This is a genomic window from Chlorobiota bacterium, assembly GCA_016710285.1.
Lineage (GTDB): Bacteria > Bacteroidota > Ignavibacteria > OLB7 > OLB7 > OLB7.
Genome location: JADJXR010000001.1, coordinates 3,066,424 through 3,081,962 on the forward strand (window position 1 = coordinate 3,066,424; position 15,539 = coordinate 3,081,962).

Genomic DNA, 15,539 nt, shown 5'->3' on the forward strand with positions numbered 1-15,539 from the left:
AAAAAATAATTGGGATTGCCCAGACACGAGTGACCGAACCGAACCCAAATATCGAACCGCAGGAAGCCGCACCCCGGGCCAGCGAAACCGCAGCCAGTGCCGGGGCGATGGAGCATCAGATCGAGCACCAACCGGAACCCTCCGCCAGCAAGGAACCCTTGCCGGAGGATGCCCCGTTGCAGATTGAGTTCCCCCCGAAAGAATCGGCAATCGCTCCCCGGCGTGCAGCCCGCCCGGGGCGTGGGCGGGTGCTGATCGTCTCCTACTACTTCCCCCCAATCGGCTTGGGCCACGTGCTGCGGATTGCGCGGCTTGCAAAACATCTTACCGAATTCGGCTGGGAGCCAACGGTGCTGACGGTGAACGATGTTGGATACTTCGTGCAAGATTTTTCGCTGCTGGAAGAGGTGCTGGAAAGTGGCGTGCAGGTGGAGCGGACCAAGACCATGGACCCGGTGCGGCTGCTTGGGAACAAGCGGATGAAGAAGGTCCCGGTGGAGCGGTATCGGGGGTTTCTTCGGGGGGTCTCGCACACCTTCCTGCAGCCCGATAACAAGATCGGCTGGAAACGCTACGCGCTGCAGCGGGCGATAGAGTTGATGGAGGAACGCCCCTTCGATCTGGTGCTGGCCACCGCCCCGCCGTTCACCGATTTTATGATTGGGCGCGAGCTGCAAAAGCGGTACGGCCTTCCGTTGGTGGTGGATTACCAGGAGACCTGGCTGGACAACCCGCAGCAATTTTACGCAACGCCAATCCACCGAAGCTACGCGGCGGGGTTGGAGGAAGAAATCTTGAAGAATGCCGACGCGTGCGTGGTGGTCACCCGCCGGATTAAGGAGCGGCTGATTGCACGCTATCCATTCCTGACGCACGACTCCGTCCATATCATCCCGGGCGGCTACGACATCAAGGAATTCCAGAATGCGCGGCGGCACACGGTCCGCCCGCAGGAGAAAATGCGAATCACCTACTGCGGCGCGTTCGACGCACGCCACACGCCGAAGTACTTCTTCCAAGCACTTGCAAAAATCTTTGCCCAGCATCCGCAGACCCGAGGGGAAATCGAGGCGGTGTTTGTTGGCGTGCTGCCGGAAGTGTTCCGCAAGATGGCAACCAATATCGGGGTTGCCTCGGCACTGGTTTCCACTGGATATGTGGAGCATCAGAATGTCCCGGGGCTTCTGCTAAGCAGCCACCTTCTTTGGCTTGCGAACTACCACACCGCAAGTGTTCCGGGCAAGGTGTATGAGTACATGGGTTCGGGTCGCCCCATCCTTGCCCTAACCGAAAAAGGGGCATTAACCCAGACGCTTGCTGTCTACGGAGCCGCCACCGTTGTTCCGCCAACCGACCCGCAAGCAATTGCCGAGGCACTGCTTGACAGCTACCACCAATGGAAATCGGGAACGCTTCCGGAAGGGAGGCGCGAGGCAGCCGAAGAATACGACCAACGCAAACTTGCCGAACGCCTTGCAAGGGTACTGGCCTATTCGGTGCGGATCTAAAACAGTATCCATTCCCCCAATCGGGGCTGCTACCGGGAGTGGGGTAGCGGCAGGTCTTTAGCCTGCCGAGTGGGTAGTCGCCGAAGGCTAAAGACCTTCGGCTACCGGAAGTGGGGTAGCGGCAGGTCTTTAGCCTGCCGAGTGGGTAGTCGCCGAAGGCTAAAGACCTTTTATCAATCCCGATTCAATCGGGGCGGCTACCGGAAGTGGGGTAGCGGCAGGTCTTTAGCCTGCCGAGTGGGTAGTCGCCGAAGGCTAAAGACCTTTTATCAATCCCGATTCAATCGGGGCGGCTACCGCTTGTGGCGAAGCAATGAGCCGACATATTTCCAAAGTGACTGAATCACGACCGATACCAATCAACATGACCATCCTTCTTCTTGGCTCCGGTGGGCGCGAGCACGCGATTGCTTGGAAGCTGCGCCAATCCCCAACCGTTACCCGGCTGATCTGCGCGCCGGGAAATCCCGGAATGGCTTCGCTGGGTGAGCTTGCCCCGGTCGCCCCTGAGGATGCCGACGCGGTGGTGGAGCTGTGGCGGCATCACAACGCCGACCTTGTGGTGATTGGGCCGGAAGCTCCGTTGGCCGCTGGCGTTTCCGATGCCTTGCGCCAGGCGGGCGCGGTGGTGTTTGGTCCAAGCCAGGCGGCGGCGCGGCTGGAGTGGGATAAATCGTTCTCCAAAGGCTTCATGCAGCGGCATGGAATCCCCTCGGCAGCCTCGCAAACCTTCACCGCCCAGCAGCTTGATGCCGCGCACAAGTACGTCAATGCCCACCCCTTGCCGGTGGTGCTAAAAGCCAGCGGGCTTGCTGCCGGAAAAGGGGTAGTGATTGCCGAAACCACCCACGAAGCCCTTGCCGCGCTGGATCAAATGTTGGATGGAAGCGCGTTCGGGGAAGCGGGGGAGACGGTGGTAATCGAGGAGTTCATGCAGGGCGAGGAAGCATCGGTGTTTGCAATCACCGACGGGAAGAATTACGGGGTGCTTGCCCCCTCCCAGGACCACAAGCGCGTTGGCGATGGCGACACCGGCCCAAACACCGGCGGAATGGGAGCCTACGCCCCCGCCCCAATCGTCACCCCGGAACTGATGGAGAGCATCTGCCAGCAGATCATCGAGCCAACGCTGCGCGGAATGGCCGCCGAAGGAACGCCCTACGTTGGCTGCTTGTATGTTGGGGTGATGATCCACAATGGAGCTGCGCGGGTGGTGGAGTTCAACAGCCGCTTTGGCGACCCTGAAACGCAGGTGATCCTTCCAATCCTCACCAACGACCTTGCCACCGTGATGCTTGCCGCCGCCACCGGAACCATGGACCAGATTGGCCAGCTAACCAGCAACGGCGCTGCCGCCTGCGTGGTGATGGCCAGCGAGGGCTACCCAGCCAGCTACCCAAAAGGGCGGGAGATTGTGGGGATTGGGGCTGCTGAATCGGAGGAAGGGGGGATTGTGTTCCATGCCGGAACGGCAATGCGCGGCGCGGCATTGGTGACGAACGGCGGGCGCGTGCTTGGCGTTGCCTCGGTCAACCAGCAGGGGGATTTGCTGAAGGCGATTCGCCAGGCCTACTATGCTGTGGAGCGGATTAGCTTCGACGGCGCGTTTTACCGCAGCGACATCGGCCACCGCGCGGCTGGGAGGGCGGGCAACCGATGAACATCTTGGTGACCGGCGGGGCGGGATTTATCGGCTCGCACATTGTGGACCGCTACCTTGCTGGCGGGCATCGCGTGACGGTGCTGGACAACCTTAGCACCGGCCTCAGGGAAAATCTGAACCCGCAGGCGGAGTTTGTGGAAGCCGATCTTCGCGACCGCGACGCAGTAAGGCTGCTGCTGCAATCCGGGCAGTTTGATCTTATCAACCATCACGCCGCCCAGCTTGATGTCCGCGTCTCCGTTCGCAACCCGCAATTCGATGCCGAAGTGAATATCATCGGTGCGCTGAATCTGCTGCAATCGGCGGTGGAGTCAGGGGTGCGCCACGTGATTTTTGCCAGCAGTGCCGGAACCGTGTATGGTGAGCAAGAATATTTCCCCGCCGACGAACTCCATCCAACCAACCCAATTTCTCCTTACGGAGTCGCCAAGCTAACGGTCGAGAAATACCTCCATTATTACCGCCATGTTGCCGGGCTGAATTACGTGGTGCTTCGCTACACCAACGTGTATGGTCCCCGGCAAAATCCGCACGGCGAAGCGGGGGTGGTGGCTATTTTCTGCCAGCAGATGCTGCGCCGCCAAAACCCAGTGATGTACGGCGATGGCCAGCAAACCCGCGATTATGTTTTTGCGTTGGATGTGGCCAATGCTAACCAGCTGGCGCAGGAATATCTTGCCGCAGGCCGCTCCGGAGTGTTTAATATCTGCACCAATACCGAGGTCACGGTCAATGAATTATTCCATCTCCTTAATCAGACGATAGGCTCCGATTGCTTGGAAACTCATGCTCCCGCTCGAGCCGGGGAACAATTGCGTTCCGTCTGCACCTACCAACGCGCCCAGCAAGAATTAGGATGGAATCCTTCTCTGAATTTTGAAGAAGGCATTCTGGAGACGGTGAGTTTTTTTAGGAAGAATAATTAGGATCACACACCTTCCCTCACCATTTCACTTGACCGCCCTACTGAATCGGGGCGGAGCCAGCCGATTTCTCCATTGCGTAGCTACGCGATTTCCTTGATCCTTCAATACCTCCGTCCTCTTCCATTGCTTATGTTACCATTGCATGAGCGTACGCTAACTCTCAAATAAACAGGAAGGACCGATGAAAAAAATCATGAACCTTTTGCTCGCGCTGGTTGTGGGGTTGATAGCTGTGGCCACGCATCTATCTGCCCAAACCCGCTACGACATCACCATGATGGTGGACTCGGTAAAGCGCGAGGTTATTGTCGCAGTCCCATCGGGAACGCCGCCGGCGGGGGGGTATCCGGTTGTTTTCATGTTCCATGGAACCAGCGGCGACGGGGAGAAGTTCTTCAACATCTCTGGATGGAAGGAAAAAGGGGAAATCGAGAAATTTATCTCTGTTTTCCCAAGCTCGCGGGCCTATTGCATCACCGAAGATGGCGAGCAGAAAACCACAACAAAATGGAATTGTGGAGAGTTAGTGGAAGTTGCTTGCCCTGGCCAAAATCTAAAAAATGACGTGACGTTTGTTCGGGCAATGGTGGATAGCCTTAAAAGTCGCTTTCCGGTTAATCCCAGCAAGTTTTACGTTTCTGGATTTTCCAACGGTGCTTGCTTTGCGTTCAAGTTGGCAGTGGAGATGAGCGATGTTTTTGCGGCAATCGCTGCTTCCGGTGGCGGCTTTAATTATCTGGATTCTGCCAAGCCAAAACGAAATATTCCGCTGTGGCTAACCGTTGGCACCTTAGATGACCGCTGGTTGGAAGCATTTGCCCAATATGGCATTACCGAGCTGCCACTGAATGACAGTATTGTGTTCATGTACCGTAAACTTATTGGGCGATTCACAGGAGCCTATGGCTACGATACCACCTACACGAAAGACTCCACAAAAGTTTTTTTAACCTACCATTACTCCGACCCGAACAGGCAAACGCAGGCGGAAGGATTTCAGTTTACGTTGATTGACAACCTCTATCATCAATATCCCAACGGTGAAAATGTGCCGTATGCAGCCGCAAATTATTTTTGGGAGTTTTTTAGCCGGGCAACGCAAACGTCTGGCGTTGAACCGGAAGCACGATTCACAGAGGGCCTCAATCTTTTCCCAAACCCTGCGCGGGAGTATGTGGTGGTTGAAGGTGAGGGGGATGTTGCGATAATTGTCCGGAATATCATGGGAGAGGAGGTTCTACGGGTAGATGGAGCAAGGGGTCAGCGGCTGAGTATCGGATCGTTGCCACCAGGGATGTACGTTGCGGAAGTGTCCAGCAAGGGAGCACGCTCGGCACGAATGCTGCTGGTGGAATAGCTGGTAGAAATTGAACGAAATAACGCGCCTCTGCCACTGCGAAATTCACGGTGGTGGAGGCGTGCTATTTTTTGGAGAAGTGTCATCACCGAATAATTTCTACCAACTCCAGCAAGCCCCGGTCAATCTCCGCTTTTTTCTCCCACGCTTCTCGCATCGAGGTCAGCACAACCTCGCCATTAATTTCACCGGCCATCATGCAGCTTTTTCCATCCAGTAGCGCCTGCACAGCCGCCGCGCCAAGCCGGGTGGCAAGGATGCGATCCCGTGCGGTGGGCGCGCCGCCGCGTTGGATATGCCCAAGAATTGCTACCCGAGCTTCAATGTTAAATCGCTTCTTAAAATCCTCGGCAAATTTGAACGCGCCGCCGTAATCATCCCCTTCGCTGATAATAAAAATGTGCCGTTTCTCCTGATTTACTCCCCCAACATATCTGCATAAATCCTCGAAATTGGTGACGATTTCTGGAACAGCCACGTACTCGGCCCCGACGGCCGCGCCAACATCCAGGGCAATAAATCCTGCGTGGCGGCCCATCACCTCAACAAAAAATGTGCGCCCGTGGCTTTCGGCGGTGTCGCGCAGGCGGTCCACAGCCTCCATGGCAATATTCACTGCGGTGTCGTAGCCAATGGTGAAGTCGGTTCCGTACAGGTCGTTGTCAATGGTTCCTGGGGTTCCAATCACTGGCACTCCGTGTTCCTCGAAGAAGACCGTCGCGCCCTGGAATGTTCCATTTCCGCCGCACGCCACCAATCCCTCAATCTCATATTGTTTAAGATTTTCCAACGCTTGTTTGCGTCCTTCTGGGGTGGCAAATTTGGGGCAGCGATCGGTGCCCAGCACTGTTCCGCCGCGCCCAATAATTCCGCTGACGCTGGCGCGATCCATCGGGATAATATCCCCATCAATCATCCCCTGGTAGCCGCGCTTGATGCCGAACACCTGCAATCCCTTCGCGATTCCGTAGCGAACGGCGGCGCGGATGCACGCGTTCATTCCCGGCGCATCGCCCCCACTGGTGAAAATGCCGATACGTTTCATGGATGTGTTGAGGATATTTTGAGTTGATGCTGCTGATTACCTGCGCCAGCAATGCCGCTGCCTTGCAGAAAAAGGAGGGTGAAAAATCCCACCTTCCCCATTCCCCTGCAAGTTGCGAAATGTTCAAGATGCAGCCGTTTACACCGCCCCCCAGTTTGCACGATTATTTTTGCTGCGGCCAAAAAAATTGACCGATCACATCATTACAGGAACCGAACCATGCGTGGCTACAACACTACTGCCGAGTTTATTCAAGCCCTGGAGAAAGCTGGCGAGCTTGTCCGGATCAAGGCTGAGGTTGATTCTGAGTTGGAGGTAAGCGAAATCGCTTGCCGCGTGATGAGGAAATATGGCCCGGCGCTGTTGTTCGAGAACGTTCGCGGCGCAAAAACTCCGTTGCTGATTAACGCCTACGGAAGCTACCGCCGGATGTGCATGGCGTTGGGGGTTGAGTCGCTGGATGAAATCGCCGAGCGGATCACCTCGTTGATTGAAATCAAGCCGCCAACGTCGCTGAAGGAGTCGCTGAAATTATTGCCGCACGTTGCGCAGGTTCGGAACTTCCCGCCGCGCACCGTCAAGAAGGCCGCTTGCCAGGAGGTGGTCTATCGTGGTTCCGAGGTGGATTTGGGGATGTTCCCAATCATCAAGTGCTGGCCGGAGGATGGGGGGAAGTTCATCACGTTGCCGCAGGTTGTCACGCGGAATCCAGAAACCGGCGCGCCGAATGTTGGGATGTACCGAATGCAGGTGATTGATAAAAACACAACATTTTTGCACGCCCAAGCGCACCACGGTGCTGCGGGGCATTTGCGAAGCTACCGCGAGCGTGGGATCACAAAAATTCCGTGTGCCGTGGCGATTGGCGGCCCATCGGTTGCCACCTACGCCGCCACCGCGCCAATGCCCCCCGAACTTGATGAATGGCTGCTTGCCGGATTCTTGCGCGACGAACCAGTGGAGATGGTGAAGACGCTGGAGCACGACCTGAAAGTCCCCGCCGAATCGGACATTGTGTTGGAGGGGTACATTGATCTTGAGGATTTCCGCACCGAAGGACCGTTTGGGGACCACACCGGATTTTACACCCTGAAGGATGAGTATCCAACGTTCCATATCACCACAATCACCACGCGGAAAAACCCTGTGTATTGGACGACGATTGTGGGCCAGCCGCCGAAGGAAGATTATTTCTTGGGAAAAGCCACCGAGCGAATTTTCCTGAGCATCCTGAAAAAAACAGTGCCGGAAATTGTGGATATGAACCTGCCAATTTTTGGGGTGTTCCATAATTTCTGTTTCGTCTCCATCCGCAAGGAATATCCGCACCACGCGCGGAAGGTGATGTACGCGCTGTGGGGGTTGGGGCAGATGTCGTTAAGCAAATACATTGTGGTGGTGGATTGCGACATTGACGTGCAGAACACCGACACCGTGATGTTCCATGTTGGCGCAAATGTTGACCCGCAGCGGGATATCCAAATTGTGCGCGGGCCGATTGACGTTCTGGACCACGCAAGCGACATGAGCGGTTGGGGCGGAAAAATGGGGATTGACGCAACCCGAAAATGGAAAAGCGAAGGCTTCCCACGCGAATGGCCGAAGGAGTTAGAGATGACTCCAGAAATTGTTGACGCAGTCTCCGCACGCTGGAAGGAATATGGCCTGCCAATGGAGTTAAAAGGTGAGCCAACAATGGCGCGGCGCGGCGTTCTGCTGGAATCGCAAGCCAACAGCGGCGGCGGAAAAATAGGAACGATTGAAAGTGGTGGCGCGCAGATTGGGGGGTAAGGGTGCAAGATAGAGTCGGTAAAATGAAGCAGCCTTTCAGGAATTAGCCTGAAAGGCTGCGTTGCTTCCGATCCCCTTAAAAATCTTGCTTCCTGAAACGCCAAACCGCAATGGTTGACATCACAATAAAGAAAATAGCTCCCTGAATAAATGGAGCGGAGCTGCTCACCATCCCAGAAAAAATCAAGGAGCGATTCGCTTCCACTAAATCAAACGGTTGTGGCAGTATCCAAAACAGCCCATCAATCATTGCTTGGGCAATCGGGCTGGTGATAAACATGTACAGCGTCTCCTCGCGGTTGCTCAGAAATGATGAAAAAAGAAAAATGTGGATGTACGCAAGGCTCATCGGAAGCACCCAGCTTTCTGTGATGACATTCATGCAAACCACAAAGCTGTAAAACACCAAAAAACCAAAAAGTGAGATAAGAAACGTCCAAACGATGAAGGAGGTAAGCCACACCCCGGAGAACACCCCATAAATGACAAATATCCCCACAACGAACAGCAGAAGGTTTACGCCAACAGCAATAATTCCCCCCAAAGTTCGGCCAAGCAGAAGCACCCCGCGGTCAACAGGTTTCGATATCAGCAAGTCAATCGTCCCTTTTTCCATCATGGAGGGGACAATGCCGGCGGTGGCAAAAATTGCCAGCAAAAAAACCGCCACCCCCACCAAGGTGCTGTACGCAGCAAGCTGGCCCCGCACCATCTCCGTCACAAGAGCTTCCTGGCTGGCGGGCGAGCGGAGTTGCAGGCTGTCGGCTGGGGTTATTTCCAGGGATTTGCTTGGTGTGGTTGTGTCGGGCGTGGCCGCGTCCGCCGTTGTTGCGGAGTCTTCCCCAATGCCCAACAACCGCTCGGCCGTCGTGTCGAGTAGCAGTGTGGAATCGCCTTCAACTGCGGTAATAACCGACGAGGTTGTTGTTGCCCGCGCAGTGTCGTAGCTGTCGGAAATCATTCCAACAACCAACCCGGTGATGAGCAGTGCCAGCACTTCAATCACAACAATTCCAAGAATTACTTTCTTGGCATAAATCTCACGAAACGTGTCGGCGATCAGTGCGCGTACTTTCACTTCACACCTCCTTCGGTGATGATGTCAATAAACAAATCCTCCAGGCTTTGCCGCTCGGGGCGAACTGCGGAGAGAAGAATTCCGGCAGAGCGAATGGCATCAATTGCGTGGTTCAGGTCGGTTAATGTTTCGGCGGTTAGGAGCATGGCATTTTCGGTAACGGTGCAGGCGGGGATGCGCGGCAGCAACGTGCGGAGTTGTTCCTGCTGCAACGCGTCAACTTCAATCCGCCATAATTTTTGCATGGCGGTTAATTCTTTCACGGTTCCCATCCTCACTAATTCCCCTTTATTCATAATCGCCACGCGGTCGCAGATAAGTTCCACTTCAGAAAGCAGGTGGCTGTTCAGAAAAACGGTTTTCCCCTGCGCTTTTAATTCGGCAATTATTTCGCGGATTTCCCGCCTTCCAACCGGGTCCACGCCGTCGGTTGGTTCGTCAAGGAAGATCACATCGGGGTTGTTCAGCATTGCTTGGGCAAGGCCAATCCGCTGCATCATTCCTTTGGAATATTGGCGGATACGGGTGGCGGACCATTGGCCCATTTGCACGATTTCCAGCAACTCCCTGCTGCGCTGCTCAATCGTTGGCGTATCCAACCCGCTAAGCTGGCCGAAATAATGGAGCACGCCAAGCCCGGTCAGATATGGCGGGTATCGGTGGTTTTCCGGCAGGTATCCGATGATTTGTTTTGCCGTGGCGGTTCCGGCGGCCCTTCCCTGAATTGTTGCCTTCCCGCTGGTGGGGAAAACAATTCCCAGCAGCAATTTCACCAACGTGGTTTTGCCGGCTCCGTTCGGCCCCAGCAAACCAAAAATCTGGCCGGCGGGAATTTCTAGATGGAGCGGTTTTAATGCGTGAATCGGCTGCTTTTTCCGCCCCGATCCTTTGTAGATTTTTTCAAGGCCGTGGATGCTGATTGCTGGTTCGGGCATAGTGGCGATTGGAAAGTTTTTTTGCTTTTCTGGCGATTGATGTTTTTACCGCAATGCCGACTCAATCGCTGTGCGCCCGTCGGTTTTGTCGTCGCGGTATTTCAGGATAATTGGGGTTGATAGGCTTAGCCCCTGCTCGCGCGCCCAGTCGTCGCGGATTGGCCGGCTGCCGTTGATTACCACCGCGCCTTCGGGAATTTCCAACGCCCCGGTTTCGGCTGATGAAAGAACGCGCTGGTTCGGAACATCGTACACCCGCGACGAAGCGGTAAGAACAACCCCAGCGGCCAACACCGCGCGGCGGCGAACGATGGTCCCTTCGTACACGCCGCAATTCCCCCCAACCAACACTTCATCCTCGATAACCACCGGGTTTGCGCCCACTGGCTCAAGCACCCCGCCAATCTGCGCGGCGGCACTCAGGTGGACCCGTTTCCCAATTTGGGCGCAGGTCCCCACCAGCGCGTGCGAATCCACCATGGTCCCTTCGTCCACGTAAGCCCCGATGTTGATGTACATTGGCGGCATGCAGATCACGCCCGGCGCAACGTACGCTCCGTCGCGAATGGCGGACCCGCCAGGGACCAGCCGCACGTTGTTCGCAAGGGAAAAGTTGCGCATTGGCAAATTTGCTTTGTCGAAAAAGCTGAAACCGCCGGTGGAAGCGTCGGCCAACTGGCCAGCGCGGAACCCAAGCAGAATGCCTTGTTTCACCCAAGCGTTCACCTTCCAGCCGCCGCTGCCGTCGGGTTGGGCCGCGCGGATTTCGCCGTTGTTCAGATGCTGTTTCAGCTCGGCAAAAATGGCGTTTGCTTCCTGGAGCGGAAGCTCGGAAATGGGAAGCGCGAACAGTTCTTCGATTCGTGATTGCAAGATCATGGTTGAGCGGAAATCGGAAGTTGGTTGTTGGAATTGGGCTGTTGGAAGAAGGAGGCAAGCCCGCCTGTTTGGCCGCAAGGAAGGGGGGCGAAGGCTAAGAAGGCGTTGAAGAAATCGTTGCGGTTCTTCCAAGCACTTCTTTTGGTGGCGACCATTGTTTTGCGCCGCACCCCCTTTGCCGCAAAGATCGTGAGCGATAACCGAATGTGCGGTAAAATTCTATGCGGTGGGAATATGCTGTGGGAGGGGGGGCTTCAGCTTCCATCACCTCCAACAATGGCAAGGGCATGATCCCGTTTTCTGGGAATCATGCCCTTTGGTTATTTGGCTTGGGGGGAATATCTCTATCTACCGTTTGGGGAGTTGCATGGACTCCACGGCCACAAACTGGCCGCCGTTGTACCGCCCTTCGGTGGGGCCGTTTTCCAGGTTTAGGACCCCGCGTGGGCACACCGCCGCGCACATCCCGCAGCCAACGCACGAAGCGCGGATGATGTTCTGGCCGCGCTGGGCGTAGCTGCGCACGTCAATCCCCATTTCGCAATACGTCGAGCAATTGCCGCAGGAGATGCACTGGCCGCCATTGGTGGTGATGCGGAAGCGGGAGAATTTTTTTTGGAGGATTCCAAGAATGGCCGCCATTGGGCAGCCAAACCGACACCAGACGCGGGTCCCCATAATGGGATAGAACCCAACGCCGATCACCCCGCTAAACATCGCGCCGATAACGAACCCATAAACCGACGAAAATCCTTGCGAGAGATCACCCAGCATTGCCCCCTGGCTGGCAGAGTTAATCCAGAGTAGCGCGGTGGTGATGGTGATAAACGCCAGCACCGAGTGGATCATCCAGCGTTCGATCTTCCAGGACTTCAGCGATTTATCGGAAAGTTGCCGCCACTGGTCCCCGGCGGTTTCGGCAAGGCCGCCGCAGCCGCACACCCAGGAGCAGTACCAGCGTTTGCCAAAGAAATAGGTCAGCACCGGGGTTCCGATAAACGTCATGATTGCGGCCCAGCGGATCATGAATGGAGCCAGCCCGCCCCCTTGCGCAAATTCTTCGTAGCCGCTGGGGAACAGGTAGTAGTATTTCAGCGGCCAGAAGTAGGTGAAGTAGAATTCCTTCTGCTGGAACATCACCAGCAACGCCGGGATCAAGAAGGCGAAGAAGAGTTGGAAGAACATCACGCTGGCGGTGCGGATCATCTGGTAGCGGCTATGGCGATATTTCAGGATTGCACGGAACCCCATCACCAGAATTGCCAGCGTGTAGAAGGTCCCGTACATGAACCACTGGTCCGCGGGTTGGCCGCGAAGCGTGTAGCTTAGCGGATCCATCATCCGAATCAGCCCTTCCAGCGTTTGCGGGAACCAGTACAGCAGCACGTAGAACCCGGTGATGACAATCGCCAAAATCCACCCAACGCTTCCCCGTGCGGTGGAGCTGGAGAAGGTGATGCCGTTGTTTTTAATCCCGGCAATCCCTTTCCCATACTGCTTTGTGATGTACAGAAGCCCGCCCCCAACCAGCAGTGCCATGCTGAGCGATAGCATCAGAATTGGCTGCGTGGTTCCCGCGCCGAATGCTGCCACAAGCAGTGCCAACATCCCCAGCCCTATCAGGGCCAAGGCCATCCGCTGCGCAAAGCCAACGTGCCCGGCGGGGTTGCTGGTAAGTTGAAAACTTGGTGAGTAGTTCATGTCAGGAATCGGTTAGTGGAGAAGCCTGGAAGCCACTCCGTTGTTCTTCGATGATGAATTGATTCTTTTCCCCAGCCCGCGCCGGCGCGGAAGCCTTCGGTGCCGGTCATTGGGGCGACCCTCTATCTATCTCTGTTCTATCTACTCTCCGCCATTGCCTTCCCCTGCTTGCGTTGCTGGGTTAGTGGATGGTTGGGGTTCTGTTGATTGTAGAGCTTCAAGACCTCAGGCTCGTAGTGCCGGAAAAATTCTGGGTCGAAGTTTGCTTCGCCTAAATGCTGGACCACATACTCCAGCGTGCGCCCCTCGCGAATCCAGCGGGAGCAGACCTCCTGCCGGTAGCGGATGCCGAACAGGTTGAACCCATTCACATGGCGGCTTGCTGCGTCGTAGTTGATGCGGATGGAGTGGAGGCCATCGGGATGCTCCCAATAAAGCGTTGCTTCCCCCTCGCGGAGTTTGTTCCCAACATAGCCGTAGGTCTGATACTCAATGTCGAAGAACTTTGCGGAGTTGAACCACACCCCGCGATTGTACCGGGTGCGATTGCCGCAGATGGTTTGCGCCACCACCTCGCCATGCATCTTCCCGGTGTACCACAGTTGCTCAACTTTGGGGGCCAGCGGCTGCGGTTCGTGGAACTCGGCGCAATCGCCAATGGCGTAGATGTTGGGGATGTTCGTCTCGAAATACTGGTTCACCAGCACCCCGCGCCCGGTTTCCACCGCCGAGCGTTTCACCACCTCGATGTTTGGGCTGACGCCTGCGGTCAGGGCCACAAACTCGCAAGGGATTTCTTCATCGTCGGTGGTCAGCACCGACATCACCCGGCCTTCTCCATCGGAGAGTATCTTCTTCAACTCGCTCCCCAGCCGAAGATCAATCCCTTGCTGGCGAATATGCCTGCCGATCATATCAGCTTCTTCAACCGGAAGGATGTTGTTCCAATAGTGTTCCTCGCGAACCAGCATCGAGGTGTAGATGTGGCGCGAGTGGAGCATCTCGGCAACCTCAATGCCAATCAGCCCACCGCCAACAATCACCCCTTGCGCAATTCCTTTGGTGTTCCGCTCCATTGTTTGCAGGTCCTGCCAACTGTACAGCCCTTGCACCCCTTGAAGGTCCTGGCCCGGCCATCCAAATTTGTTGGACTTTGATCCGGTGGCAATAATCAGGACATCGTAGCCGATGGTCCGCCCGCCGCTGACGGCAAGTTGTTGCCGTTCGGTGTCAATGGCTTCCACGTAGCCGTTCACCAAGTCAATCCGGTTTTTCTGCCAGAACCAATCTTCGTAGGGCTTGATGTTGTTGTAGGTCATGTGGCCCATATAGACGTACATCAAGGCGGTGCGGGAGAAGTGATGCTCGGTCTCGTAACTGATGACCGTGATCTGGTGATCGCTCAGCTTCCTGATGTGCCGCGCTGCGGTGATCCCCGCAATGCCGTTCCCGATAATTGCTACGTTCATCTGGCGAATGGAAAGAGAGAGTGTGTGTGCTGCGTGTGCGTGCGTTGACTGGCTGCCGTTGGCCGCACGAGAATGTGGCTGCTGCGGGCTGCCGGAATCTTGCTGGCTATGAAACACACCAGCTGGCCGAACTATTCCCGCAGCCACAGTCGTTTACGAAATACAAAAATGTTCGGATGTACAGAAGGGGCGGTCCGAACAAACCGCCGGAGAGATCGTGGAAAAAAGAGGAATAAGGGGGAAATGAAGAAAGAAGCCGCTGTTACAACTGATTGTTTCCTATGGTTTTCGGAACGGGGTGGGCTGATAATCTGGTTTTGTAACGTAACTTCGCGGAAACATTGAACCTGAGCACTGCTCATCTACCTTGCAATCAAAACCTGGGAGTCACAATGGGCCAGACCAAAATTCTTGTGATTGACGACGATTCGGAGCTGAACGATCTTCTCAGCGATTTCTTCGAGTCACAAGGGGCCAAGGTTATCACGGTCGAACGCCCTTCGATGGGGCTAAAAAAGGTGCGCGACTTACATCCAGACGTTGTTGTGCTGGACGTGATGTTGCCCGAAATGGACGGCTTTGAAGTCGCCAAGAAAATCCGCGAAAACTCCGCCGTTCCAATCGTCATGCTGACCGCACGCGGCGATGTCAACGACCGCATCACCGGCCTGGAAATCGGAGCCGATGATTACATGCCAAAGCCGTTCGACGTTCGTGAGCTGTGGACCCGCATCCAAGCGGTGCTGCGCCGCACGTACAAAAACTTTGGCGTTACCGGCCAGTATGATTTTGATGGATTGGAGATTGACGTGAACACGCAATCGGTGAAGCTGGATGGAAAGGCACTGGACCTAACCACTGCCGAGTTCGAGATGCTGCGGCTGTTTGCCGAAAACCCCCAGAAGCCGCTGGACCGCGATTTTATGATGGAGCAAACACGTGGCATTCCCTGGGAGTCGTTCAACCGTTCGGTTGACGTTGTGGTAAGCCGCCTGCGCCAAAAGTTAGGGGACGACCCGCGCCATCCCCGCTTCCTGAAAACAATCTGGGGAACCGGCTATATGTTCATTGGCCAAACCGGTGAAGAATCTGCCGGCGAGGCTGCCGAGGAAGCCGCACCAGTGGTGGAAGAGGCTCCGGTCGAGGTCAAAGAGGAGAAGTCAAGCCGCAGCAAGAAGCGGTAATTT

The 15,539-nt window shown here is 55.7% G+C and carries 12 protein-coding genes; 6 read left to right on the top strand and 6 right to left on the bottom strand.

Annotated elements, in window-relative coordinates; translation table 11 throughout:
* The first annotated feature begins 29 nt into the window (after positions 1 to 29).
* From IPM61_11240 to IPM61_11255, 4 genes are all read left to right on the top strand, one after another.
* The gene (locus IPM61_11240; GenBank protein MBK8911889.1) at positions 30 to 1,508 is read left to right on the top strand and encodes a glycosyltransferase; all 1,479 of its coding nucleotides are present in this window, start codon (positions 30 to 32) and stop codon (positions 1,506 to 1,508) included.
* A gap of 364 nt (positions 1,509 to 1,872) precedes the next feature.
* A complete protein-coding gene (purD, locus tag IPM61_11245) occupies positions 1,873 to 3,168 on the top strand; it encodes a phosphoribosylamine--glycine ligase (GenBank protein ID MBK8911890.1) in 1,296 nt (431 codons plus the stop codon).
* Positions 3,165 to 4,097 (top strand): NAD-dependent epimerase/dehydratase family protein, encoded by a 933-nt coding sequence (locus IPM61_11250; protein ID MBK8911891.1) that lies wholly within the window; start codon positions 3,165 to 3,167, stop codon positions 4,095 to 4,097. Before purD ends, IPM61_11250 begins: the two co-directional genes overlap by 4 nt.
* A gap of 193 nt (positions 4,098 to 4,290) precedes the next feature.
* Positions 4,291 to 5,454: a hypothetical protein gene (locus IPM61_11255; GenBank protein ID MBK8911892.1), complete on the top strand. Its 1,164-nt coding sequence runs from the start codon at positions 4,291 to 4,293 to the stop codon at positions 5,452 to 5,454.
* Positions 5,455 to 5,539: 85 nt separating this feature from the next.
* On the opposite strand, the gene IPM61_11260 is transcribed toward IPM61_11255, so the two are convergent.
* Positions 5,540 to 6,499: a 6-phosphofructokinase gene (locus IPM61_11260; protein MBK8911893.1), complete on the bottom strand. Its 960-nt coding sequence runs from the start codon at positions 6,497 to 6,499 to the stop codon at positions 5,540 to 5,542.
* Positions 6,500 to 6,718: 219 nt separating this feature from the next.
* Here IPM61_11260 and IPM61_11265 point away from each other — a divergent pair, with 219 nt between their 5' ends.
* Positions 6,719 to 8,290 carry a menaquinone biosynthesis decarboxylase gene (locus IPM61_11265; protein MBK8911894.1) on the top strand — a complete coding sequence of 524 codons (1,572 nt, stop codon included), beginning with the start codon at positions 6,719 to 6,721 and terminating at the stop codon, positions 8,288 to 8,290.
* A 76-nt stretch (positions 8,291 to 8,366) separates the two neighbouring features.
* Here the strand turns inward: IPM61_11265 and IPM61_11270 are convergent, their stop codons facing one another.
* The 5 genes from IPM61_11270 to IPM61_11290 all read right to left on the bottom strand — a co-directional run bounded on the left by IPM61_11270 (position 8,367) and on the right by IPM61_11290 (position 14,352).
* A complete protein-coding gene (locus tag IPM61_11270) occupies positions 8,367 to 9,368 on the bottom strand; it encodes an ABC transporter permease subunit (protein ID MBK8911895.1) in 1,002 nt (333 codons plus the stop codon).
* A complete protein-coding gene (locus tag IPM61_11275; protein ID MBK8911896.1) occupies positions 9,365 to 10,303 on the bottom strand; it encodes an ABC transporter ATP-binding protein in 939 nt (312 codons plus the stop codon). The genes IPM61_11270 and IPM61_11275 overlap by 4 nt, the downstream gene beginning before the upstream one ends.
* Positions 10,304 to 10,348: 45 nt before the next feature.
* Entirely contained in the window at positions 10,349 to 11,182 is an 834-nt protein-coding gene (locus IPM61_11280) for a 2,3,4,5-tetrahydropyridine-2,6-dicarboxylate N-succinyltransferase (GenBank protein MBK8911897.1), read from the bottom strand.
* A gap of 348 nt (positions 11,183 to 11,530) precedes the next feature.
* On the bottom strand, positions 11,531 to 12,883 hold the full coding sequence (locus IPM61_11285; protein MBK8911898.1) for a 4Fe-4S binding protein: 1,353 nt from the start codon (positions 12,881 to 12,883) through the stop codon (positions 11,531 to 11,533).
* 137 nt (positions 12,884 to 13,020) lie between these two features.
* Positions 13,021 to 14,352 carry an FAD-dependent oxidoreductase gene (locus IPM61_11290; protein MBK8911899.1) on the bottom strand — a complete coding sequence of 444 codons (1,332 nt, stop codon included), beginning with the start codon at positions 14,350 to 14,352 and terminating at the stop codon, positions 13,021 to 13,023.
* A gap of 392 nt (positions 14,353 to 14,744) precedes the next feature.
* Here IPM61_11290 and IPM61_11295 point away from each other — a divergent pair, with 392 nt between their 5' ends.
* On the top strand, positions 14,745 to 15,536 hold the full coding sequence (locus IPM61_11295) for a response regulator transcription factor (protein MBK8911900.1): 792 nt from the start codon (positions 14,745 to 14,747) through the stop codon (positions 15,534 to 15,536).
* Positions 15,537 to 15,539: the final 3 nt, after the last annotated feature.